Origin of the sequence: Lentibacter sp. XHP0401 (genome assembly GCF_025751535.1) — a bacterium.
Taxonomy (GTDB): domain Bacteria; phylum Pseudomonadota; class Alphaproteobacteria; order Rhodobacterales; family Rhodobacteraceae; genus Lentibacter.
This window is the reverse complement of sequence record NZ_JAOWLC010000013.1, coordinates 39,872-62,722: the sequence shown is the minus strand read 5'-3', so window position 1 is coordinate 62,722 and position 22,851 is coordinate 39,872. Positions and strand designations below refer to the sequence as shown.

At 58.4% G+C, this 22,851-nt stretch carries 26 protein-coding genes; 11 read left to right on the top strand and 15 right to left on the bottom strand.

What is annotated here, in order from left to right; translation table 11 throughout:
• Positions 1-31 precede the first annotated feature (31 nt).
• The gene (gene ybeY, locus OE750_RS15700; RefSeq protein ID WP_263765257.1) at positions 32-535 is read right to left on the bottom strand and encodes an rRNA maturation RNase YbeY; all 504 of its coding nucleotides are present in this window, start codon (positions 533-535) and stop codon (positions 32-34) included.
• A 104-nt stretch (positions 536-639) separates the two neighbouring features.
• Here ybeY and OE750_RS15695 point away from each other — a divergent pair, with 104 nt between their 5' ends.
• Entirely contained in the window at positions 640-1,461 is an 822-nt protein-coding gene (locus tag OE750_RS15695; protein ID WP_263765256.1) for a hypothetical protein, read from the top strand.
• Entirely contained in the window at positions 1,461-2,114 is a 654-nt protein-coding gene (locus tag OE750_RS15690; RefSeq protein ID WP_263765255.1) for a Fe2+-dependent dioxygenase, read from the top strand. Before OE750_RS15695 ends, OE750_RS15690 begins: the two co-directional genes overlap by 1 nt.
• Positions 2,115-2,227: 113 nt before the next feature.
• Here the strand turns inward: OE750_RS15690 and OE750_RS15685 are convergent, their stop codons facing one another.
• The 4 genes from OE750_RS15685 to miaB form a co-directional block, all read right to left on the bottom strand.
• On the bottom strand, positions 2,228-3,283 hold the full coding sequence (locus OE750_RS15685) for a PhoH family protein (protein ID WP_263765254.1): 1,056 nt from the start codon (positions 3,281-3,283) through the stop codon (positions 2,228-2,230).
• A gap of 119 nt (positions 3,284-3,402) precedes the next feature.
• Positions 3,403-3,750 (bottom strand): hypothetical protein, encoded by a 348-nt coding sequence (locus OE750_RS15680; protein WP_263765253.1) that lies wholly within the window; start codon positions 3,748-3,750, stop codon positions 3,403-3,405.
• A gap of 14 nt (positions 3,751-3,764) precedes the next feature.
• Positions 3,765-4,271, bottom strand: coding sequence for an OmpA family protein (locus OE750_RS15675; RefSeq protein ID WP_263765323.1), 507 nt, complete (start codon positions 4,269-4,271; stop codon positions 3,765-3,767).
• Positions 4,272-4,564: 293 nt separating this feature from the next.
• Positions 4,565-5,887: a tRNA (N6-isopentenyl adenosine(37)-C2)-methylthiotransferase MiaB gene (miaB, locus tag OE750_RS15670; RefSeq protein ID WP_263765252.1), complete on the bottom strand. Its 1,323-nt coding sequence runs from the start codon at positions 5,885-5,887 to the stop codon at positions 4,565-4,567.
• A 115-nt stretch (positions 5,888-6,002) separates the two neighbouring features.
• Here miaB and OE750_RS15665 point away from each other — a divergent pair, with 115 nt between their 5' ends.
• The 3 genes from OE750_RS15665 to cmk all read left to right on the top strand — a co-directional run bounded on the left by OE750_RS15665 (position 6,003) and on the right by cmk (position 8,900).
• Entirely contained in the window at positions 6,003-6,872 is an 870-nt protein-coding gene (locus tag OE750_RS15665; RefSeq protein WP_412176236.1) for a hypothetical protein, read from the top strand.
• A gap of 71 nt (positions 6,873-6,943) precedes the next feature.
• Positions 6,944-8,290, top strand: coding sequence for a 3-phosphoshikimate 1-carboxyvinyltransferase (gene aroA, locus OE750_RS15660; protein WP_263765250.1), 1,347 nt, complete (start codon positions 6,944-6,946; stop codon positions 8,288-8,290).
• 1 nt (position 8,291) lies between these two features.
• Positions 8,292-8,900, top strand: coding sequence for a (d)CMP kinase (gene cmk, locus OE750_RS15655; RefSeq protein ID WP_263765322.1), 609 nt, complete (start codon positions 8,292-8,294; stop codon positions 8,898-8,900).
• Positions 8,901-8,947: 47 nt separating this feature from the next.
• On the opposite strand, the gene OE750_RS15650 is transcribed toward cmk, so the two are convergent.
• Both OE750_RS15650 and OE750_RS15645 read right to left on the bottom strand, forming a co-directional pair.
• Positions 8,948-9,808 (bottom strand): polysaccharide deacetylase family protein, encoded by an 861-nt coding sequence (locus OE750_RS15650; RefSeq protein WP_263765249.1) that lies wholly within the window; start codon positions 9,806-9,808, stop codon positions 8,948-8,950.
• Positions 9,805-11,529 carry a carbamoyltransferase gene (locus OE750_RS15645; RefSeq protein ID WP_263765248.1) on the bottom strand — a complete coding sequence of 575 codons (1,725 nt, stop codon included), beginning with the start codon at positions 11,527-11,529 and terminating at the stop codon, positions 9,805-9,807. The genes OE750_RS15650 and OE750_RS15645 overlap by 4 nt, the downstream gene beginning before the upstream one ends.
• A 441-nt stretch (positions 11,530-11,970) precedes the next feature.
• Between OE750_RS15645 and rpsA the strand changes: the two genes are divergently transcribed.
• The 5 genes from rpsA to trpB all read left to right on the top strand — a co-directional run bounded on the left by rpsA (position 11,971) and on the right by trpB (position 16,723).
• Complete coding sequence (rpsA, locus tag OE750_RS15640) at positions 11,971-13,662, top strand: 30S ribosomal protein S1 (protein WP_263765247.1); 1,692 nt, start codon at positions 11,971-11,973, stop codon at positions 13,660-13,662.
• Between the two features lie 286 nt (positions 13,663-13,948).
• Entirely contained in the window at positions 13,949-14,230 is a 282-nt protein-coding gene (ihfB, locus tag OE750_RS15635; protein WP_263765246.1) for an integration host factor subunit beta, read from the top strand.
• A 3-nt stretch (positions 14,231-14,233) separates the two neighbouring features.
• Positions 14,234-14,593 carry a LapA family protein gene (locus tag OE750_RS15630; protein ID WP_263765245.1) on the top strand — a complete coding sequence of 120 codons (360 nt, stop codon included), beginning with the start codon at positions 14,234-14,236 and terminating at the stop codon, positions 14,591-14,593.
• 72 nt (positions 14,594-14,665) lie between these two features.
• Positions 14,666-15,304 carry a phosphoribosylanthranilate isomerase gene (locus OE750_RS15625; RefSeq protein ID WP_263765244.1) on the top strand — a complete coding sequence of 213 codons (639 nt, stop codon included), beginning with the start codon at positions 14,666-14,668 and terminating at the stop codon, positions 15,302-15,304.
• A 165-nt stretch (positions 15,305-15,469) separates the two neighbouring features.
• Complete coding sequence (gene trpB, locus OE750_RS15620) at positions 15,470-16,723, top strand: tryptophan synthase subunit beta (protein WP_263765243.1); 1,254 nt, start codon at positions 15,470-15,472, stop codon at positions 16,721-16,723.
• Positions 16,724-16,740: 17 nt separating this feature from the next.
• On the opposite strand, the gene OE750_RS15615 is transcribed toward trpB, so the two are convergent.
• The 6 genes from OE750_RS15615 to pth all read right to left on the bottom strand — a co-directional run bounded on the left by OE750_RS15615 (position 16,741) and on the right by pth (position 20,628).
• A complete protein-coding gene (locus tag OE750_RS15615; protein WP_263765242.1) occupies positions 16,741-17,061 on the bottom strand; it encodes an antibiotic biosynthesis monooxygenase family protein in 321 nt (106 codons plus the stop codon).
• Between the two features lie 125 nt (positions 17,062-17,186).
• On the bottom strand, positions 17,187-17,702 hold the full coding sequence (locus tag OE750_RS15610; protein WP_263765241.1) for a helix-turn-helix transcriptional regulator: 516 nt from the start codon (positions 17,700-17,702) through the stop codon (positions 17,187-17,189).
• A gap of 201 nt (positions 17,703-17,903) precedes the next feature.
• Complete coding sequence (locus tag OE750_RS15605; RefSeq protein ID WP_263765240.1) at positions 17,904-18,143, bottom strand: hypothetical protein; 240 nt, start codon at positions 18,141-18,143, stop codon at positions 17,904-17,906.
• Between the two features lie 209 nt (positions 18,144-18,352).
• Positions 18,353-18,724 carry a DUF2237 family protein gene (locus tag OE750_RS15600; protein WP_263765239.1) on the bottom strand — a complete coding sequence of 124 codons (372 nt, stop codon included), beginning with the start codon at positions 18,722-18,724 and terminating at the stop codon, positions 18,353-18,355.
• Entirely contained in the window at positions 18,721-19,887 is a 1,167-nt protein-coding gene (locus tag OE750_RS15595) for a serine hydrolase domain-containing protein (RefSeq protein ID WP_263765238.1), read from the bottom strand. The genes OE750_RS15600 and OE750_RS15595 overlap by 4 nt, the downstream gene beginning before the upstream one ends.
• 60 nt (positions 19,888-19,947) lie before the next feature.
• The gene (pth, locus tag OE750_RS15590; RefSeq protein WP_263765321.1) at positions 19,948-20,628 is read right to left on the bottom strand and encodes an aminoacyl-tRNA hydrolase; all 681 of its coding nucleotides are present in this window, start codon (positions 20,626-20,628) and stop codon (positions 19,948-19,950) included.
• 82 nt (positions 20,629-20,710) lie between these two features.
• Here pth and OE750_RS15585 point away from each other — a divergent pair, with 82 nt between their 5' ends.
• Positions 20,711-21,385, top strand: a complete 675-nt coding sequence (locus OE750_RS15585; protein WP_263765237.1) for an FkbM family methyltransferase — start codon at positions 20,711-20,713, stop codon at positions 21,383-21,385.
• Positions 21,386-21,445: 60 nt separating this feature from the next.
• On the opposite strand, the gene OE750_RS15580 is transcribed toward OE750_RS15585, so the two are convergent.
• Positions 21,446-22,093, bottom strand: coding sequence for a 50S ribosomal protein L25/general stress protein Ctc (locus OE750_RS15580; protein WP_263765236.1), 648 nt, complete (start codon positions 22,091-22,093; stop codon positions 21,446-21,448).
• Between the two features lie 107 nt (positions 22,094-22,200).
• Positions 22,201-22,821, bottom strand: coding sequence for a hypothetical protein (locus OE750_RS15575; RefSeq protein ID WP_263765235.1), 621 nt, complete (start codon positions 22,819-22,821; stop codon positions 22,201-22,203).
• Between the last annotated feature and the right edge of the window lie 30 nt (positions 22,822-22,851).

The following is a 22,851-nucleotide window of genomic DNA, read 5'->3' as shown; positions in this document are numbered from 1 at the left end:
CTTTCCTGAAGGGAGCCTTGCGATACTGCGTTCAATATGGGTTAGCAATGCCCATTTTGCCAAGTATTTCTATCTCGAGTGTTTCCATGAGCGTGGCATCCTTGTCACGAATGTGATCATAGCCCAGCAAATGAAGGGTGGCGTGGAGGATCAGATGGGTGACATGATCGGCAAAGGGCTTGGCCTGATCGGCGGCTTCGCGCGCACAGGTGTCATAGCTGATGGCGATATCGCCGAGGAAGAGCGCTTCTTCGGGGTCTTGGGCGCTTGGGTCTGGCAGGGCGGGCGGTGCGCCTGCCTCTTCGGCGGCGAGGTCTTCATCGGGCCAGCTGAGCACATTGGTTGGCACCGGCTTGCCGCGAAACTCGGTATTGAGGGTTGCGATGCGGGCATCATCGCAGGCGAGCAGGGCGATTTCATGCGCGGCGGGCACAAGGCCGAGATGTGCGAGCGCGGCGCGCGCAGCATTTTCGGCCAACGTGTCAAGGCCGGCCTCTTGCCAGCGCGGGTCTTCGGTGATGAGATCAATCAACATGCGCGAGCGATAGCCGTTTGCGGCGCGAGGATAAAGAGAAGGCTTGACGAAGGCAGGAAGAATTTACATATCTGATAGAAATGCTCGGAATTAGGACACAGGCTATGACCAAGACCAAAGCTCCCGCGGCTCCAAGGCTGATCACTCCGCGACGAATTGCGCTTGCGACTGTTGCGGGGATTTCTGTGACACACTCTTACGGGGTGCAGGATATGTTCGTGGGCAAGGCTTATGCCGAAACGGCGAGTAAGGCTGAAGCGGGCGAAGGTGGTGAAGCGGGAGAAGCCGGCGTTGTGCTGAGCGAAGGGCCAGCGGGGTTTTTGACGAAGCTGGGCTATTTTGAAGGAACTTATCGCATTGCCGCTTCGCTTTATCTGAGCGGAGCGCGCGACGGTGCCAAGGCGCATCTGGAAGAGTCGCATCACGCGTTTTACGAGGATATCGAGGACAGCCTGGCCGAGTATAAGGCCATCGGATTTGCTCGGGAGGCTGAGGTGTTTTTGGCGGCTGTGAACGAAGACAAGGGCAATGTGGCTGTTACGGAGGCTTACGATGCCTTGATGACGGCGATTGACGGCAATATCATCAGCGCTTCGCCTTCGGGATATGACAGGCTGATGTCGGTGCATGAGTTGATCAAGCTGGCGGCTGCGGAATACGAAGGCGGTGTCACCGAAGGCGCGGTGGATATCGTGATCGAGTATCGTGACAGCTGGGGCTTTTATGAAACGGCACGCGCACGGGCCGAGCGCCTTGCGAGGGGAACCGATGTGAGCCTTGCCAAGGCGGGCGCGGATGTGCTTGCCCAGCTTGAGGGTGTGGAGGCGCTTTACCCTTCACTGACCTCTGACACTGCCGCTGTGGATGCGTCGCAACTGAGCGTGGCGGCAGGCTGGGCCGAGATTATTGCGCTGCGACTGAAGTGATGGCGCAGGTTCTTTCGGATGTTTTGAGCGCGACCGAGGCGCAGGTGCTTTATGATGCGGCACAGGCGCTGCCGTTTGAGGACGGGGCCAAAACGGCCGGGCGGCTGGCGCGGCGGGTGAAGGACAACCTGCAAGCCGGGAGCTGTGCCGAGACAGCGGCCGTGTTGGGCAAGCTTGAAGCGGCTTTGCTGGCGCATCCTGTCTTTGGCGCGCTGGCCTATCCGAAGGGGTTTGCGCGGCTGATCGTTTCGCGCACCGAGGGCGGCGGGCAGTATGGTGACCATGTGGACAACGCTCTGATGGGCGGTGCGCGCACGGACCTGAGCTTTACGATGTTTCTGACGCCCCCCGAGGACTATGAGGGCGGCGCGCTGGTGATTGTGGACGGACTTGAGGACCGCGCGGTGAAGCTTAATCAGGGCGAGATGATTTTATACGCGTCTGATAGCCTGCACAGGGTCGCGCCTGTGACGCGTGGCGCGCGGATTGTGATTGTCGGCTGGGTGACGAGCTTTATCCGTGATCCGCGCGCGCGGGAGATTTTGTTTGATCTTTGGCAGGCTGGAGTGGCTGCCGAGGCGGCAGAAGACTTTGAACAGGTGCAGCGGATTGGTAAGGCGCGCAGTAATCTGCTGAGGATGTGGGCGGAGTAGTGGGATCGGATTTTCGCATAGCGAAAATCCGACCGATGCGAGAGGGCTTTGCCCTCTCGCGCTCTCCCAGGATATTTTGAGCAAGAAAAAAGGAGCTTTGGCGCTGTCGGTGTTTATCCGAGCGGCGCGTCGGCGTCGTAGGCTTTGATGATGGCGGCGACGAGGGGGTGACGGACCACATCATCGGCGGTGAAATAGTTGAAGCTGATATCGGGGATGCGCTTTAACAAGCGCTCGGCTTCTGTGAGGCCCGAGGTGATATGGGCGGGCAGATCGACTTGGGAGCGGTCGCCCGTGATGACCATGCGGGAGCCTTCGCCCAGACGGGTGAGGAACATTTTCATCTGCATCGCAGTGGCGTTTTGCGCTTCGTCTAGCACGACAAACGCGTTTGAGAGCGTGCGGCCGCGCATGAAGGCCAGCGGCGCGATTTCGATGCGCTTTTCTTCGAGCAGTTTGGCGAGTTGTTTGGCTGGCATGAAATCATTCAGCGCATCGTAAAGCGGCTGCATGTAGGGATCGACCTTGTCTTTCATATCACCCGGCAGGTAGCCGAGCTTTTCGCCTGCTTCGACAGCGGGACGGGACAGGATGATGCGATCAACATGGCCTTCCATGAACATATTCACGCCAACGGCAACGGCGAGGTAGGTTTTGCCTGTGCCTGCGGGGCCGATGCCGAAGCCAAGTTCGCTTTTGAACAGGTTTTCAACGTAGGTCTTTTGCGCGGCGGTGCGCGGTTCGACTGTTTTTTTGCGGGTGCGGATCTCGACGCGGCCCGATTTGAACATTTCCATCTGGCCTGCAGGGGCCGGGCTGGCCGCAGCCGAGGCGGCAGCGCTTGTGTCCATCCGGAACTCGCGGTCGATATCGGCGGCCTCGACAGGGCGGCCTTCCTCGAGGCGGGCGTAGAGGGTTTGCAGGATTTTGGCGGCGCCCTCGGTTTGGAAGGCATCGCCGATGATGGCGAGGTGGTTGCCACGACGCAGGATCTGGACGGCAAGCTTTTGCTCGATGTCGGCCAGATTGCGATCAAACTCACCGCAGAGCTCGATCAGCAGGCGGTTGTCGGGAAAATCAAGCAGCACTTCGCTGAGGATGTCTTTGTTATCAGAACCGGTGTCGTTGGAGCCGGTGGAGCCTGCGGGGGGCAATGTTGAAGTGGTCATCAGACCTCCTGAACTATGTGGTGATGCGCGGAGTTTGCTAAAAAGCAGGCCCCAGAATGCATCAGGCCACGGTGCGGGTGCACCATGGCCTGACGTGGTATTATGGTGATGAGCACCGCTTAGAGCGAGTCACGGATTGTTTGATTGCCCTTGTAGGGGCCAACGGCTGTATTGGGTGGCGCGATGCCCGAGCAGACGGGCTTGCCGTATGGGTCGAGGCGTTGGCTGAGATATCCTTCGATACCATCGTCGATGATCCAGTGGTCACAGCCGTTCGGATCAACCCAGATGCCTGCGACGAGGTTGGAGAGGTGTTTCTCCTTGCCGCCTTGACCGTAGTCGATTGTTTTGTCGGTGTTGACACGGCCTCCGCCACCTTCACCCGACAACCCTGCAATTACGGATTCTCCGCAACCTGAGACGAGAAGTGCGCTTGTCATGAGCGCGGCGATTTTTACTTTAAGCATGATCCGGCTCCCTATCAGCGTACACAAATGATTTCGACGCGGCGGTTTTGCTTCATGCCGCCGGCTGTCTTGTTTGACGCGATGGGCATACGCTCACCATAGCCGCGCACATCAGCGATGCGAGCGCCTGTCGATTTGGCCACAGCGGCAACGGCATTGGCGCGGTTGTAGCTGAGCTTCATGTTGTATTCATCGGATGCGCGGCTGTCGGTATGACCCGCAATGATGAAGGATGTGGCCTGAGCGCTGCGGAAGAATTCTGCAAGGCTCGCTTTACCCGAGGCGCTGATGTGGTGACTGTTGGTGGCGAAGAACTGGTCGGAGTTCATGACGCCGCAGACATTGCCACGGTGGCACACAGGGATACCCTGGCGCGTGGTATGGGGAGACATATAGCCCTCAAAACCGTCGTCCATAACCCAGTGTTCGCATCCGTCCGGATCAACCCAGATTGTCGGTGCATATCTTTCGCCCGTTACGGTGCGTGTTCCTTGCTGTGCTTCTGCCGCTGTGACTGTCATCACCGCGCCCAAAGCAAAGGCAGCAAGGCTTGTTACTGATTTTGAAATCAAATTCGCCACAGCCGGTGTCCCTTATGTTAATTCCCCCGGTCAGACCTGAAAAATGGTATGGCAGCCATAGGTTCTGACACTGTCTTATCGTTCTAGTTTAACAAGATTGTTAGGCTTGTGAAGCGTAGAAATTACAATATCTTGTGGTGTTTCGCTGCAAACGGGCAATTCTGGGGGGAAATTGCCTTTCACGGTGTCAAATTTCTGCCGCATAGCCGCCAAATTTCCGCCACGATCGAGAATCAGCGGATGACAAGTTCGCCTGCCAGCGAGTTGCGCACGCTTTCGATGATTCTGACGCGGGCCAAAGCACCGCGGGGGAGGTCGCAGTTTTTCACATGGACGGCGTGAAGATAGCCTGATTTGCCCATCATCTGGCCTTCGAATTTCCCGGGCTTTTCAAACAGCACGTCCAGTTCGCGGCCGACCATTGTATCTTGGATCGCTTTTTGCTGATGCGCGATGAGAGCTTGCAGCTCTTGCAGACGGGCATCTGCCACGGCGGCATCCACTTCGGGGCGCTCGGCTGCGGGCGTCCCCGGGCGGGGAGAATATTTGAACGAGAAGCCTTGGCCGTAATTCACCTCGCGGATGATATCGAGCGTGTCGGCATGGTCCTGATCGCTTTCTTCGGGGAAGCCGACGATGAAATCACCCGAGATCAGGATATCCGGGCGGGCCTCGCGGATGCGCTCGATGAGCTTGAGGTAGCTGTCGCGGGTGTGGGAGCGGTTCATGCGCTTGAGGATCTTGTCGGAGCCTGATTGCACGGGCAGGTGCAGGTAGGGCATGAGCTTGTCGCAGGTTCCGTGGGCCTCGATGAGCTCGTCTGTCATGTCGTTGGGGTGTGATGTGGTGAAGCGGATGCGCTCCAGGCCGTCGATTTTATCAAGCTGCCAGATAAGCTGGGCGAGGGTGGCCTCGGAGCCATCTGTGCCGAAACCGTGATAGGCATTCACATTCTGGCCCAGGAGGGTGATTTCACGCACGCCGCGCTCGACCAGATCACGGGCCTCGGTGAGGATGCGGTCAACAGGGCGGGAAACTTCTGCGCCGCGGGTATAGGGCACAACGCAGAAGGCACAGAACTTGTCGCAGCCTTCCTGAACGGTGAGAAAGGCGGTGGGGCCGCGCGCGGCCTTGGGGCGGGCGGCGAGGTGCTCGAATTTGTCTTCCTCGGGGAAGTCTGTGTCGAGCGCTTTTTCACCAGCTTGCAGTCTGGCTTCCATTTCGGGCAAGCGGTGATAGCTTTGCGGGCCGACGACAAGATCAACCATCGGTTGGCGGCGCATGATTTCACCGCCCTCGGCCTGCGCGACGCAGCCGGCGACACCGATCTTAAGGTCGGGGCGGGCGTCTTTCAGGGGTTTGTAGCGGCCCAACTCGGAGTAGATTTTCTCCGCTGCCTTCTCGCGGATGTGGCAGGTGTTGAGCAGGATCATGTCTGCGTCATCGGGCGTGTCGGTTTGCTCATAGCCCTTCAAGGCCTCGGCCATACGCTCGGAATCATAAACATTCATCTGGCAACCATAGGTCTTGATGAAGAGCTTTTTGGGGCTGGTCATGAGCGTGTTTCCTGAGTGTGCGGGTTTGGGCGCTGGGTATCGAAAACCTTGCCCACTTGCAATGCACGATGAATTAACCGATTCTGCTCCAAAATACGGGCGCATGAGTATGAAGATTTCATTTTCCGATCTTGAGACATTTATCAAAGACGGGGCGGGCTTTCTGGCCAAGGGGCCGGTTGCACTTGTCTTTGCGGAAGACGAGGCCGAGCTTGACACCACGCTGCGCCACCATCAGCAACTCGGGTTTCATCGGGTGATCGGTTTTATGCCCAAGGAGTTCTCTCTGGCGGCCGATCTGGCCGATACGGTTGTGCGGGTGGGCTACGATTTGCGTGGTGAGTCGGCGCTCTCAAGGGCAGTGAATGCGGTGATCGAGACGGCAGAAGGGCAGTGGCTCTATTATTGTTTTAATGCGGAATACCTCTTTTATCCGTTTTGCGAGACGCGCACTGTGGGCGAGATGCTGGCCTTTCACACCGAAGAGCGCCGCGATGCGATGCTGTCTTATGTGATTGACCTTTATGCGGGCGATCTGAACAGCTATCCGAACGCGGTGTCGCTGGACAGTGCTTTCATTGACCGCACTGGATATTATGCGCTGGCGCGGCCAGATGCGGCAAATCACAATCACCCCAAGGAGCGGCAACTCGACTTTTTCGGAGGCTTGCGCTGGCGTTATGAGGAGCACGTGCCGCTGCCGCGCCGCAAGATTGACCGTGTCTCGCTGTTTCGGGCCAAGTCGGGCTTGAAGCTGCGCGAGGATCACACGTTTAACGACGAGGAATATAACACCTTTGCCTGCCCGTGGCACAACAACCTCACGGCCTCTGTCTGCTCGTTTCGCACCGCCAAAGCGCTCAAGCGCAACCCGGGCTCGACCTTTGATATCCATACGTTCAAGTGGCACAACTCGGTGCCGTTTGAATGGCACTCGCGGCAGTTGCTCGACTTGGGGCTGATGGAGCCGGGGCAGTGGTTTTAAGGGCAGGTTAGACATAGACCTCGGAGTGCGGCTCGTCTAAAACGCGATGAGATAATTTCGCGGGGACCGATATGTCATCACATGGCGCAGCAATTCCGATGGTGTCACGTAAATGTGGCCCGCTTAAAGGCGAGGCGCATGTGCCTGGCGATAAATCGATCTCGCATCGGGCCTTGATATTGGGCGCATTGTCTGTGGGCGAGACCCGTATTACCGGGCTGCTTGAGGGCCAGGATGTGCTTGATACGGGCCGCGCGATGCGGGCCTTTGGCGCGGAGGTGGAAGACCTCGGGCAAGGCAACTGGCGGGTTTACGGTGTGGGCGTGGGCGGCTTTGCGGAGCCTGAAAATGTGATTGATTGCGGCAATTCGGGCACGGGCGTGCGCCTCATCATGGGCGCGATGGCAACCACGGATATGACGGCGACATTTACGGGCGATGCCTCTCTTAACTCGCGGCCTATGGCGCGGGTTACAGACCCGCTGGCGCTGTTTGGCACACGGGCTTACGGGCGGCGGGGCGGGCGTTTGCCGATGACTATTGTCGGTACGCGTGATGCAGCACCCGTGCACTATGAAGTGCCTGTGCCGAGTGCGCAGGTGAAATCGGCGGTGCTTCTGGCGGCGCTGAATGCGCGCGGCGAGAGTGTTGTGATTGAGCGTGAAGCGACGCGGGACCATACCGAGCGGATGCTGGCAGGCTTTGGCGCGCTGATCGAGACGGAAGAGACAGCGGAGGGCCGCGTGATCCGCCTTCAGGGACAGCCGGAACTCAAGGCGCAGAATATCACAGTGCCGCGTGATCCGAGCTCTGCGGCTTTTCCTGTGTGTGCGGCGCTTATCACCGAGGGTTCTGATGTGCTTGTGCCCAATATCGGGCTGAACCCGACGCGCGCGGGGCTGTTTACAACGCTGGTCGAGATGGGCGCGGAGCTGACTTACGAGAACCTGCGTGAAGAGGGTGGCGAGCCTGTGGCTGATTTGCGGGCGAAGTTTTCGCCTGATCTCAGGGGGATAGAAGTTCCGCCCGCGCGGGCAGCGAGCATGATTGATGAATACCCTGTGCTCTCTGTTGTGGCGGCCTTCGCTGAAGGACGCACCGAGATGCATGGCGTGAAAGAACTGCGGGTGAAGGAAAGCGACCGTATTGACGCGATGGCCAAGGGCTTGCGTGCGGCGGGTGTGACAGTAGACGAGGGCGAGGACTGGTGGGCTGTTGAGGGCCGCGGGCATGGCAATGTGCAGGGCGGTGCAACGGTAGAGAGCCGTCTTGATCACCGGATTGCGATGTCGTTTCTTATTTTGGGGATGGCTTCCGAGAAGCTCATGCAGGTGGATGACGGCGGGCCGATTGCCACGTCTTTCCCCATATTCGAGAGCCTGATGGGCGGGCTTGGTGCCACGATTGAACGGGTTTGAGATGAGCTTTGCGATTGCGATAGACGGGCCGGCTGCTGCGGGGAAGGGGACGATCTCCAAGGCCGTGGCAGCGCATTTCGGTTTTGCTCATCTGGACACGGGGCTTTTGTATCGGGCCGTTGGAGCGAAGGTGCTGGCGGGGGTTGACCCTGTTGAGGCGGCGCAGGCGCTTGTGGCGGAAGATCTGGAGGATGCGAGCTTGCGCACAGCGGATGTGGCGCAGGCGGCGAGCCGTGTGGCTGTGATTGGCGAGGTGCGCGCGGCTTTGGTGGATTTCCAGCGCGCCTTTGCGCGGCGCGCAGGTGGAGCCGTTCTGGACGGGCGCGACATTGGCACGGTGATTTGTCCCGATGCGGAGGCGAAGCTGTTTGTGACGGCCAGCGCTGAAGTGCGCGCGGCGCGCAGGCATGCGGAGCTGCTGGAGCGCGGGGCGGAGGCGACATTGGAAGAGGTCCTGGCCGACGTGAAAGAGCGTGATGCGCGGGATGCCTCACGGGCTGAAGCGCCTATGGTCGCGGCCGGGGATGCGGTGCTGATTGACACCTCGGAGATGAGCATTGAAGCGGCAGTTGCCGGGGCGATTGCGGCTGTAGAGGCAGCGCGGGCGTAGGCTTGATGCGCGGAAACGTCCCAAGACATTTCTAGAAAGAAAAAGGCTTAGAAGGCGAGAGTTTGCAGGTTTTGATCAAGCCTTCCGCCGAGTCCGTGGTGCTGTGCGAAGTGAGAGAGCTTTTGCGGCAGGGAGCGGTTGCCGACTGTGTGCCATTGGGCCTGTCGGACGCGCCAGTAGGCCGCTTTCGCGGGGCCGAGAGGGGCGAGCTCTTTTCGGGAAAGCGTGAAGCTGCCATCGCTTAGGAATTCGTAAGGGTGCAGGTAGATATGCGGGGGCAGGCCTGCGGCCTCGCTGCTTGCTATGAGACGTGTTGTGGCCGCGCGGGGGAAGAGCTTCATATAGGTTCCGCCGAGGCGCATTTTTGGGGAGAGGGCTGCGGGCCGGGCGGCGTAGACGGGCAGGAGCTTGAGCGGGGTGGCAAGACTGGCGGCAAAGGCTTTGGCCTGATGCGGGTGTGCGGCGAGGAAGGAGCTATCGTAATCCACATACTGCGCGAGGATGTTGTAATGCGCGGGGCTGGTTTGCGGGATGCGGAACTTTGGCGCGCGAAAGCCTGTGACCGACTGGCCAGAGGCGGCGCGCAGGGCTTTGAGCGCGGTGAGCAGGTTGGCCCCGAAAGCTTCGGGCGTTTCCTCGTCAATGTGGTCGTGGAAGTGATAGTGGCAGGCGATTTCGTGGCCTTCGGCGGCGATGCGCGCGATGAGGCCGGGGGTTTGCTCGGCGATGATACCTGTGCAGAAGAACGTGGCGCGCGCGCCACCGTGGGCTTGCAGGAAGCGCTCGATGGCCTCGTAGGCGCGAGTGAGGGCTTCAAGGCGCAGGGGGCGGGTTTTCCACAGGCCAAGGTCGCGGCCGAGGTCATGGGAAAAATCCTCAAAATCAATGCTGAGGAAGAGCAGGCTCATGTGAGTAAGTCACGTGTGAAGATGTAGGGACCGATGACCAGAGCATCGACGCCGCTGGCGCGGAAGGTCGCGACGGCATCAGCGGGGGAATAGACGATGGGTTCCTGGATGTTGAAGCTGGTGTTGAGCAGGACGGGCACGCCTGTGAGCTTGCCAAAAGCGGTGAGCAGTGCGTGGTAGAGGGGGTCGGCTTCGTGGCTGACGGTGTGAACGCGGGCGGTTCCATCGGTGTGGGTTACCGCGGGGATAATGCTGCGTTTGTCATCGAGCACTTGAGCGACGATATTCATGTAAGGGCTGGGCTGGTTCAGCGCGAAGAAGTCTTGCGCCGCGCTTTCTGTGACCGAGGGGGCAAAGGGGCGGAAAAGCTCGCGCTTTTTGATCTTGTCGTTGAGCGCGTCGCGGATGGCATCATTGCGCGGATCGGCGAGGAAACTGCGCGTGCCCAGAGCCCTTGGGCCGAACTCGGCAGCACCTTGAAACCACGCGATGATCTGGCCGTTTGCGAGCAGATCGGCGGTTTGCTTTGTGAGAGCGGTATCGGAGAGCGGCACGGGGAGGTCTGTGACATGGGCCTCAAGGGCGGCGGCGATATCGGCATCATCAAAAGAGGCGCCGAGGTAGGGCGTGCGCAGCGAAGCAGAGTCAGGTTTGACGGGGGTATCCAGCAATGCCGCGAGGCAGGCGCCGATGGCGCAGCCTGCATCATGCGGTGCGGGAGGGATGGAGACCTCGGCCACCGCGCCACGCTCGAGCAGTTTGCCATTGGCTGTGACATTGAGGGCGCAGCCACCGGAAAGCGCGAGGCGGGTGATTTCGGGGAAGTTTGCGCGCGCCGGTGCAAGCATATGTGCAAGCGCTTCTTCATAGGCGGCTTGCACAGAGGCGGCGAGGTTGATGTGATCTTGCGTGGGGGCTTCATCGGGCTGGCGTTGCGGGCAAAAGAGCGCCTCAAGCCGTGGGTGAAAGCGGCCTTTGCGCGCGCCGTGATAGTCGCAGAGGCGGGTGTTGAGCTGGTAGCGGCCGTGTGAGCGCAGGCGCAGGATGTGATTGAGAATATCGTCTTTCCAGAGCGGCTCGCCGTAAGGGGCGAGGCCCATCATTTTGTATTCGCCCTCAAGCATCCGGAAGCCGAGATAGCCTGTGAATACAGAATAGAAATGCCCCAGAGAGTTGGGCCAGCGGTGGCGGGACAGCTCGGTGCGGGTGCCGTTTTGCACAGCAGTGAGCACGGTTGAAGCATCTTCCCCGCCGCCATCATAGCTGAGCGAGAGGTATGTGTCCCAGTCCTGCATGGCCTCGGCGTAGAGCTGATGGGTGAGGTGATGATCGTAGTAGCGGATAGCGGCGGGGATATCGCCGTAACGGCCTGTAAGCTTGCGGCGCAGGCGGAAGAGATCGGCCCAGGAACCGGAGGGGGCGGCATCTTCGCCGCCTGAACGGCGGAAGAGCGTGAGCGCGCGGGCGGCAGGGGCGGCGGCTTGCGAGGGGGCGCGCAGCATTTTGGCGAGGGTGCCAAAAGAGCGGCCACGCAGCCGCCACGGCTGCCAGTAGACCGCGATAAGGCCGATCTCCTGCGCTTTAACGTTTGCGATGCGCAGCACTTCGTCGATGGCCTCGAAGGGAAAGCTGCCATCATTCTTGACCCGTGTGAGACGCTCGTTTTCAACGGCGGCTATGAGCACACCGTTTTTCATGAGTGCTGCGGCGGAGTTGTCCATTGTTGCGAGGCCGAGAGTATACAATGGGGCGCTTTCCTATGGGGCGATGAGCGGCAAGGGTAGCACCCGCGATTTGACGGTTCAACGGGCAAAGGGGGGCGCAGAGAAGAGTGCCGTGCGCGTTCGGCCGCGCAGTTTGCCGGAATGTCGGGGAACAGATTTTGTTTCTGTGTCTGGTCAAAGTCTAGCGGATGAATGCCGGGCTTGGCGCTTGTGCGTGCATGGGACTTGCACATTGGGCAGGCCCGTTATATACGCGCGCCTGTCGAACAAGGCGGGGCAACCGCAGGGCATGAAGAGAGCAGGGTCGGAAACTCCGGCCCTCTTTGTTTTGAAAACCCTGCGCCAACTGCCTGACCAACTAGAGAGTGCCTGCCATTGGCGGGACGAAACCCGAGAGACCGGCGGAGACAACCGCACGGCCAGCAACACTTAAAAGGAATGAAACGCCACATGGCTAACACCGTATCTATGGAAGACTTTGAAGCCCTTCTGAATGAAAGCTTCGAAATGGACACGCCCGAAGAGGGCTCTGTTGTCAAAGGCAAGGTAATCGCGATTGAAGCGGGCCAAGCCATCATCGACGTCGGCTACAAAATGGAAGGCCGCGTTGATCTTAAAGAATTCGCAAACCCAGGTGAAGAAGCTGAACTCGCTGTCGGCGACGAAGTTGAAGTCTTCCTGCGCTCGGCTGAAAACGCCCGTGGCGAAGCTGTTATCTCACGTGAGATGGCGCGCCGCGAAGAAGCATGGGACCGTCTGGAAAAAGCATATGCCGACGAAGAGCGTGTCGATGGCGCGATCTTTGGCCGCGTCAAAGGCGGCTTCACGGTTGACCTCGGCGGCGCCGTGGCCTTCCTGCCCGGCTCGCAAGTTGATGTGCGCCCCGTGCGCGACGCGGGCCCGCTTATGGGCCTCAAGCAGCCATTCCAGATCCTCAAGATGGACCGTCGCCGTGGCAACATCGTTGTGTCGCGCCGTGCGATCCTTGAAGAATCACGTGCCGAACAGCGTGCAGAAGTTATCGGCAACCTTGCTGAAGGCGATTCTGTTGACGGTGTGGTCAAGAACATCACCGAATACGGTGCGTTTGTGGACCTTGGCGGCGTAGACGGCCTTCTCCACGTGACCGACATGGCATGGCGCCGTGTGAACCACCCATCAGAGATCCTCTCAATCGGGGAAACTGTGAAGGTTCAGGTCATCAAGATCAACAAAGAGACGCACCGCATCAGCCTCGGCATGAAGCAGCTGCAAGACGATCCATGGGATCTCGTGGCTGCCAAGTATCCGCTGGAAAGCGTTCACATGGGCCGCGTGACCAACATCACCGATTACGGCGCATTTGTTGAGCTGGAAGCCGGTGTTGAAGGCCTTGTGCACGTTTCGGAAATGTCATGGACGAAGAAGAACGTTCACCCCGGCAAGATCGTGTCTACATCGCAAGAAGTCGAAGTTATGGTTCTGGAGATCGATGGTGCGAAGCGCCGCGTTTCACTTGGCCTCAAGCAGACACAGCGCAACCCATGGGAAGTCTTTGCGGAAACGCACCCTGAGGGCACGGAAGTTGAAGGTGAAGTCAAGAACATCACCGAATTCGGCCTGTTCATCGGTCTCGAAGGCGACATCGACGGCATGGTGCACCTCAGCGACATCAGCTGGGACGAACGTGGCGAAGACGCGATCCAGAACTACCGCAAAGGCGATATGGTTCAGGCCGTTGTCTCGGAAGTTGACGTCGAGAAAGAGCGCATTTCGCTCTCTATCAAAGGCCTTGGCGGCGACAAGTTTGCCGAAGCCGTTGGCGGCACGAAGCGCGGCTCGATCATCACGGTTGAGGTTACATCAATCGAAGACGGTGGCATTGAAGTTGTCTATGAAGGCATGAAGAGCTTCATCCGCCGCAGCGATCTGTCACGTGACCGTGCAGAGCAGCGCCCTGAGCGCTTCTCGGTTGGTGACAAGGTTGATGTGCGCGTTACAAACGTAGACAGCAAAACACGCCGTCTTGGCCTCTCGATCAAGGCACGTGAAATTGCCGAAGAGAAAGAAGCTGTGGAGCAGTATGGCTCATCAGACAGCGGTGCATCGCTTGGGGATATCCTCGGCGCGGCGCTCAAGTCGGACGACTGAGACCAGCTTTAACGCTTTGGAGAGGCCTCGCAGCGCAAGTTGCGGGGCCTTTTCTTTTGCGCAAATCTCTGTGCGAATCGGGGGCACGGAAAGACTGGGTGCGTGAGGCTTCTTTGCCTGTGCCGCGCTGCGGCAGGCGCATTCTAGCCGCCATTTGCAGCAAAACCCCTGATTTCGCTTCTATTTTTCCGTGATTGAGGCAAGCTTAATGGTTTCTCATAGCAAATTTTCTTCTATAGTCAGGTGAAGATAAAAATAATAATTCTGCCTGGGGAGACAGACTCGTATGATCCGCTCGGAGCTTGTTCAGAAAATTGCGGAAGAAAATCCGCATCTTTTTCAGCGTGACGTAGAACGCATAGTGAATACCATTTTTGAAGAGATCATTGATGCTATGGCGCGGGGCGACCGTGTCGAGCTTCGCGGTTTCGGTGCTTTCTCTGTCAAAAAACGCGACGCCCGCACGGGCCGCAACCCGCGAACGGGCGAAGCGGTTGACGTGGAAGAAAAGTACGTCCCGTTTTTCAAGACGGGCAAGCTTTTGAGAGACAGACTGAACGGAAAGTAAAAGATGCGCTTTATCAGGTACGTTTTTTTGGCTGCCTTGGCGGTATGTTTGGTGACCATTGCGCTGGCGAATGCACAGATGGTTAGCCTGAAACTTCTGCCAGAAGCTCTTGCACAGGCGACAGGCTACAGCTGGGCGATCGAGTTGCCGCTGTTTGTGGTGGTGTTTATCGGTATTCTAGCGGGCCTGCTTATGGGCTTCGTCTGGGAGTGGATGCGCGAACACAAACACCGTGCCGAGGCCGCGCGGCGCCGTGGCGAAGTGAAAAAGCTGGAGAACGAGCTTAAGCGCGTAAAAGGTGCGACAGCCGAGACGGCAAAGACCGGCGACGAAGTTTTGGCACTGCTTGAAAAAGCGGGCTGAAGTCGACAGACAACTATGAGATATCAGGCGCGGGTGCGACAGCTCCGCGCTTTTGATTTCCGGGGGACAAATATGGACACGCGGGTGAAAATATGCGGGCTGACGCGGCCCGAGGATGTGGCCGCGGTTGCAAAAGCGGGCGCCCATTATGCGGGGTTTGTTTTTTTTGAGAAATCACCGCGCCATGTGAGCGTTGAAACCGCGCGCGCTCTGGCGCTGGATGCGCCAGTGGGCTTGGCCAAGGTGGCGCTTGTGGTGAATGCCACGGACGCGGATCTGGACGCGATTGTGGAAGCTGTGCCTTTGGATATGCTTCAGCTTCACGGCGCCGAGAGCCCCGAGCGGGTGAGCGGAATCCGTGCGCGCTATGGCCTGCCTGTGATGAAAGCTGTGGGCGTGGCCGATGCGGGAGATATGGCGCAGATCGGGTTATATGAAGAAGTTGCCGACCAGTTGTTGATTGACGCCAAGCCGCCAACGGGGGCCGAGTTGCCCGGCGGAAACGGGCTGGCTTTTGACTGGCGGCTTTTGTCGGGACGTAAATACTGGCGCAAGCCTTGGATGCTTGCGGGCGGATTGACGCCTGAGAATGTGCGCCAGGCTGTGCAGATGACGGGCGCGCGACAGGTGGATGTATCATCGGGCGTTGAGGCCCGTGCCGGTGTGAAGGATGCGGCGCGGATTGCGGCTTTTGTGGCGGCTCTGCGTTGATTTCGAATTTGCTTCGCAAATCCGACCCGGCGGGGGGCCAGCCCCCCGGACCCCCCGAGGTATTTGTGAACAGAAGAAGCCACGGGAGAGCTTGTCGGCGCGTTTTGCTTGCTCTTGGAGGCGTCGCAATTTAGGACAGGGTAACGCTGATAGAGAGGGCATCTTATGGCCGACGATCTTTTCAATTCTTTCATGAACGGGCCTGACGAAAACGGCCGTTTCGGTGACTTTGGTGGGCGGTTTGTTTCCGAGACACTGATGCCACTGATCCTCGAGCTTGAGGCCGAATATGAGAAGGCGAAGACGGATGATGCTTTCTGGGCGGAGATGGATGATCTTTGGGCCAATTATGTGGGCCGTCCGAGCCCGCTCTATTATGCGGAGCGGATGACAGAGCATCTTGGCGGCGCGAAGATTTATTTCAAGCGTGACGAGCTTAACCACACGGGCGCGCATAAGATCAACAATGTGTTGGGGCAGATTCTGCTTGCGCGGCGCATGGGCAAGAAGCGGATCATTGCGGAGACGGGCGCGGGGCAGCATGGGGTGGCTACGGCGACGGTTTGTGCGAAATTCGGCCTGAAATGCGTTGTTTATATGGGGAAACACGATGTTGAGCGGCAAGCGCCCAATGTTTTCCGCATGCGCCTTTTGGGGGCAGAGGTCATACCTGTGACGAGCGGGCGCGGCACGCTCAAGGACGCGATGAACGATGCTTTGCGTGACTGGGTGACCAATGTGCGTGATACGTTTTATTGCATTGGCACGGTGGCGGGGCCGCACCCTTACCCTGCGATGGTGCGCGATTTCCAGAGCATCATCGGCAAGGAAGTGCGCTGGCAGTTGGCCGAGCAGGAGGGCGAAGGGCGCTTGCCCGATACGCTGATTGCGGCGATTGGTGGCGGTTCCAATGCGATGGGCTTGTTTTATCCGTTCCTTGATGACCCTTCGGTGAATATTATCGGCGTGGAAGCCGGCGGTAAGGGTGTGAACGCCAAGATGGAGCATTGCGCGAGCCTCACCGGCGGGCGGCCCGGGGTTTTGCACGGCAACCGCACCTATCTTTTGCAGGATGATGACGGGCAGATTCTGGAAGGCTTCTCTATTTCGGCCGGGCTGGACTATCCCGGGATCGGGCCCGAGCACGCCTGGCTGCATGATACGAAGCGCGCCGAGTATGTGAGCATCACTGACAAGGAAGCGCTGGAGGCGTTCCAGCTGTCATGCGCTTTGGAGGGGATTATCCCGGCACTCGAGCCGTCTCATGCGCTGGCGCATGTGATGAAGATTGCGCCGAAGTTGCCGCGCGAGCATATCCTTGTGATGAACATGTGCGGCCGTGGCGACAAGGATATCTTCACTGTTGCCAAACATCTCGGATTTGACATGTCGGATACGGAAGGGCGCGAGGCCGACTAAGGCCCCGCGCGCAAAGCTCAGGTTTCAATCAGAACGGTTTCGAAGCCTTCAAACTGCGGGTGGCCGACCATCACACCCTCGGTGCGCCCGTTGCCTGCGTTTTTGTGGGCGTCGCGGAATTGTTGTGACTTGGTCCATGCGTCAAAGTCATCTTTGCTCTCCCAGAGCGTGTGGCTTGAGTAAAGCTGGTGGTCATCGGCTGTGGGGCCTTTCAGCAAGCGGAACTCGCGAAAACCTTTCATTTCCGAGAGGCGGCCCTCGCGGTTTTTCCAGATGGCTTCAAAATCATCCTCGCGGCCAAGGGCAACGCGGAAACGGTTCATAGCGATATAGCTCATGTCTGTCTCTTTTATGTGATGTTGGATGGTTTACTGGCTGGACAGGCCGGGAGGCTGTCGGGCGGGCTGAGTGCAGCTTAGCTGCATAGACAGTGCGCAGCAACCGGTGGGCGGCGGGAGAGCCGTTATGCTGCTTGCGACATATGTGCCGGCAATTCGTCCTGAATGAGATCTTCAATAAAGATGCTCAAAAGCTGTGGCCGTCCACTTACGCCCGACTTTCTATAGATTGCGTTGGTTTGCGCTTTTACTGTCCCTTGCGAGGTGCCGCGTAGCTCGGCGATCTCGTTCACTTTCATGCCCTTGAGGGAGAACAGCGCCACATCGCTTTCGGCGGGGGTCAGGCCCCACTGCTCGAAATGCTCTGCCATGACTTCCATGAATGCATTTGAAGCTGCGCGGAGTTTGAGCTCGGTTTCGGCCGAGCGGTGCCGGCTGAAGCGCAATTCGCGCCAGCCAACGAAAGTTCCTATGACCAGGCCCAATCCGATTCCCAGCCGCACAAGTGTCTTGAAGTCCCATCCGGGAGATTGCGCCGTGCTCTGATTGTATTCGACGTAAGTTCCCAAAAAGAACAGTGCAACGCAGACAACCTGAATATAAAAAATGATCCGAAGTTGTGTGACTGAAAGCTTGCCCAAAACCGCCGCTCCTCTTTTTGGTTGATGCAGCGGTATTGATCTGGTGTTCGAGCCGTTGCGAAAGACTTACTTAGGCCTGCACGAGCGGAGGTTCTAGGGGGATTTCAGGTTGGTAACGGAAACGTTTACTTGGTTTGGCCCGCCCGGCCAAAGCCGGACGGGCAAAGCGCCATAGGTCACAGCGCGTGGAGAGACGCCGGCTTATCTGCCGCGGTTTGCGTCGGCTTGTTGCGAAGGAACAGTGGGATAAATGGTGAGTGTCATTTGTTCGATGTTCCCGTGCTCTTCCACTTCGACTTGAACTTGGGTTGCGTTGGCTTGCTGTTGAGAAATGCGCGCGCTGACATAGTCTTTGTCGCCCGAGTAATCGCCTTCGGCGAATGCGGCGGAACCCGCGATAAGAGTTGCTGCCGCGACTGTTGTTACGATGAGATTTTTCATTGTTTACCCTTTCAAGGTGTTTGATTTGTCTTTGCCGCATCCGGTGTTGAACGCGGCTTGTGGACTGGAGAAAGGGTTTTTGGGTTGAGGTCTCTATTGGCAGATCGTTTATTTTTGCAGGCGCAAACGAAGGGTATAGGCGCATAAACGAAAGGTTCATGCGCCGTGTTTTGTGACGTGGCGGCTTAGGGCCGCGTTTTCTCTTGGGGCTAGGCGCGAACGTGCTCTTGCAACACACGCAACGGGATTATTTCGAGTGCGCGGATGTGAGTGGCCTCTAAAGATACTTTGGGCGCGCAGCCTTCATCATGTGCTTGCAGGAAGCGCGCGGCGCAGAGGCACCAGCTGTCGCCTGCCTTGAGTCCTGCAAAACCGAATTCGGGGCGCGGTGTGGAAAGATCGTTGCCGACGTATTTGGAGAACGCGAGAAACTCTGCTGTCATGACTGCGCAGACGGTGTGACTGCCTGTATCGGCTTGGCAGGTGTTGCAGGCGCCATCGCGAAAGTAGCCTGTGAGCGGATCGGACGAGCAGGGCGCAAGCACGCCGCCCAGAACATTGACAGAGGCGTCAGGTGTCATTGGGTGGCCTCCGCCAGTGCACGGAACATGGCGATGTTGCTCAGGGTTACGCCCGCATCGCGGAAGTTCTTGTCGGCCGAGTTGATTGCAATAACCACGCCAAGGGGCTGGTTGATGTAGATATACTGGCCATAAACGCCGCGCGCGAAGAACTCACCTTGGCGGGCATCGGCAGGCATCCACCATTGGTAGCCGTATTGCGTGTTGCCTTCGGCTGTTTTGGCGGAGGGGCGGGTGCTTTCGGCAATCCACGCGGCGGGGACAACTTGTGTGCCGTCCCAGAGGCCGTTCTGGGCAACCATCTGGCCAAAGCGGGCATAATCGCGTGTTGTGAGGTTGAGCCCGCCGAGCACGAAGGCTGTCTCGTGGCCATCGGTAACGTAGTAGGGCTCTTTCTCAAGGCCCAAGGGGGCGATGATGTGCTCAGAGAGGAGCGTGGCGATGGGGGTGTCGGTTGCACCACGGATAACCATGGAGAGGACGTGAGTGTCAATCGAGACATACTTCCAAGCCTCGCCCGGTTCGGAGATACTCTCGTCAATGCCAGCGGCGAAGCTGTCCATGGACTGACCGAGGGCAAGGACACGGCCCATTTTGTTGATGTCAGACCAGAAGTCGAAATAGTCCTCGTTGAACTTTACGCCGCTTTCCATTTGCAGCACATCTTCGATGGTTGCACCGTCATAGGCCGTGCCGATGAGGGTGGGCGCGTATTTTGTGACAGGATCTTGAAGCGAAGCGATTTTGCCCTGATCGAGCATCACGCCCATGAGGGCGGAGAGAAAGGATTTGGCCACGGACCACGAGATGCGCAGATCATCGGGGCCTGTGCCGAGGTAGTAGGCTTCATGGCGCAGGAGGCCGTCTTTGAGAACAACGACCCCTGTGACTGCGCGTTCAATGGCCCATGTTTCAAAGCTATCGGGCAACTCGATCGGCTGGCCAATCACAATGGGTGAGACAGGGCCATCACCGCGCGGCATGGGCGTGGAGAGGAACAGGCTGTTCATATGCGAGAAGTTGTTGACGATTTTTTCGCCGGCAAAGAGAGAGTTGACGGCCATCACGCGTGTGATTTCTTCGCGCTTCCAGACATAGAGGAGCACGCCTGAGAGCACGAGGAAGAGAAGAGTGCGGCCGAGCCATTTTCCGAATGTGCGCATGATGCCTCCTGTTGTGTTGACGCTAGGATGCATGAGTGCGTGCTGCAAAGCAACGGTCGCTTATTTGAATTTATCCATGAGTTTTTGCATGGCAGAGCGGGTGTCTTCAGCCGGCTCCTGTGCTGCCGCGTCGGTTTTTTCTGCCTGTTTCGCTTTGGCTGGCTTTTCGCGCGGCGGGTTCACGCGCAGGGCAACCGCGTTCATGAAGCGGGAGCTGTCGCCCCGGGCCAGATCGGGGGCACCGTCGGCAATGCCGCGCAGAAGGTCATCGAGCCAGCCGGCTTCTGCTTTGGCAAAGTCGTTGAGAACATAGCGCGCCACGGCGTCTTTGTGGCCCGGATGGCCGATGCCAAGGCGGATGCGGTGATAGTCGGGGCCGATGTGGGCATGGATGGAGCGCAAGCCGTTGTGGCCCGCGTGGCCTCCGCCGAGCTTCACGCGGCATTTGCCAGGGGCCAGGTCGAGTTCGTCGTGAAACACCGTCACGTCATCGGGCGTGAGTTTGTAAAAGCGCATGGCCTCGCCAACCGACTGGCCCGAGAGGTTCATGAAGGTTTCGGGCTTGATGAGCACAACTTTATCAGATCCGAAACGGCCTTCGCTGACGCTGGCTTGAAAGCGTGACTTCCACGGGCCGAAGCCATGGGCGCTGGCGATTTCATCCAGTGCCATGAAGCCGATGTTGTGGCGGTTCTGCGCGTATTTTGCGCCCGGATTTCCGAGGCCGACGAAGAGTTGCATGGGGTTCTTTCTCACGCTGCTTGTCATTGTGGTTTAGGGATGCGCGGCCTAAGTTTCAACCAAAGAGCGATGGAGGAAGCACTTGGAGAGTTTCGAGATCAACGGTGTGACGCTGGTGTGCCCCGAGGCGCAGCTGACAGAGAAGATCCGTAGCAAGCTTGCTTCGGGCGAATATGAGGGATCTGAGGCGCGCGCTGTGAAAATGCGCGTGAAGGCGGGGCATCGTGTGCTCGAGCTGGGCGCGGGGCTGGGATATATCGGTGCGCTGGCGGCGCAGATTGTGGGCGCAAGTCATGTGACATCGGTTGAGGCGAACCCAGACATGATCGGGGCGATTACGGCCAATTATGCGAGGAATGGGGCCGGGGGGATTGATTTGCGCCACGGCGCGGCTGTTGGGCAGGACTATGAGGGCGACACGCTGGCCTTTGCACGGGCCAAGCAGTTCTGGGCCTCGCGGATTGCAGGAGCGGGTGACACGGGGGCAGGCGTTGTCGAGGTGCCCGCGTTACGCATTGATGCGCTGCTTGGCGAGGTGAAGCCCAACTTTGTGATCATGGATATCGAGGGGGCGGAGCAATATCTCTTTGCCGCCAAGTGGCCGCGCTTTGTAAAGCATGTGGTGATAGAGCTGCACCCCAAGCAATACGAGAGCGGCAAGGTGATCAAGCATATGGTTGATGTGCTTTCACGCTCGGGGCTGACGTATGACCCTGTTGCCTCGCGCGGCACGCTTCTGGCGCTGCGGCGGGTGTAGGGCGCGCACAAAAAAGCCCGCCGAATGAGGCGGGCTTTTCTGAATGGTATCGAGCAGACATTACTCTTCTGCGTCGTCGCCTGCGGCTGGCACTTCGTCTGCTGCCACTTCTTCGTCTTCATCTTCTTCGGAACGAAGGCTTGAAGGCGCGGAGATGTTGGCGATGACAAAGTCACGGTCTGTTGTTGGCTTCGCGCCAGCGGGCAGTGTCACATCGGAGATGTGAACAATGTCGCCGACATTGAGGCCTGCCAGATCGACTGTGATGCTTTCAGGGATATCGCCAGCTGTCACGACAAGCTCGACTTCAGGGCGCACAACTGTCAGAACGCCGCCTTTTTTGATGCCGGGTGCTTCTTCTTCATTGATAAAGTTCACGTGGATGAAGAGGGCGATTTGCGATGTGCGGCGCAGGCGCAGCAAGTCGATGTGTGTCGGCAGGTCTTTGACAACGTCGCGCTGGACGCTGCGGCAGATGACGCGCACGTCTTCCTGACCTTCAACTTTAAGGTTGAAAAGGGTCGAAAGGAAACGGCCTTCTTTCAGCTTTTTCAGAAGCTTGTTGAAGGGAATGTTGATGGGCAGCGGGTCTGCTTCACCACCATAAACGATTCCGGGAACCATACCGTCGCGGCGTGCCTGACGAGCGGCGCCCTTGCCTGTCCCCGTGCGTGCCTCGGCGTGAAGATCTGGGATCTGTCCAGCCATGTTGAATACTCCATAAGTTAGGGCGGGGATCCTCCAAGGCTGTATCCCCGCGTGAAGGCTGGGCGATAGCCGAGTTTAGCCATGTTGGCAAGAGGTTTGGGGCTGTTTTAACTGTATTCCAGTTGCAAATGCCCGCCGGCCTCACGCACACGGGAATAGAGCGCATAATCCGCAGCGCGGGCTTGCTTGAAAAGGGCTTCTGTTTCGGGGCTGATCGCAACCTCAGCGGAGGGAGATGCATTGGCTGTTGGCAGGGTGATGTCGCGGCCGAACCGCGCGCTGAGGAAGCTCAGGAGCACGGGCATTTCTTCGTAGGCGAAGATATGATGTAGGGGCGGTGTGCCGTTTTTGAGGGTGAGAAACCTGAATTGCGTGCCAACGTTGACATGCGGGAGCTTCGGATTGTCCAGCGTGTCTTGCACGTAGGCCTCAAATGATATGCCTGCGGTGGATTTGTTTGTTCCCAGAAGCACCTGCCGCGTGCGGTATTTATACCAGCTGCGCAGGTGATCAAGCGGGTCGCGCATGACAGCGATGCGCTCGGGTGTCAGATCGTAGGCTTTGGCCAAAAAAGGTGCGCAAAATTTGTCAAACGCGGCGGCAGACATATGCTTGCGCCGGCCTTTGAACTGGATGTCCGCTTTGCTGCGCAACGCTGTTTCCAATGCCGTGGTGCCCGTCTTGGGCACGGCCAGCATCGCAAGGTTTTGTTTGAAGAATATCTGCACGGGCCTGCCTGATATGGGTAACGGAAGTTT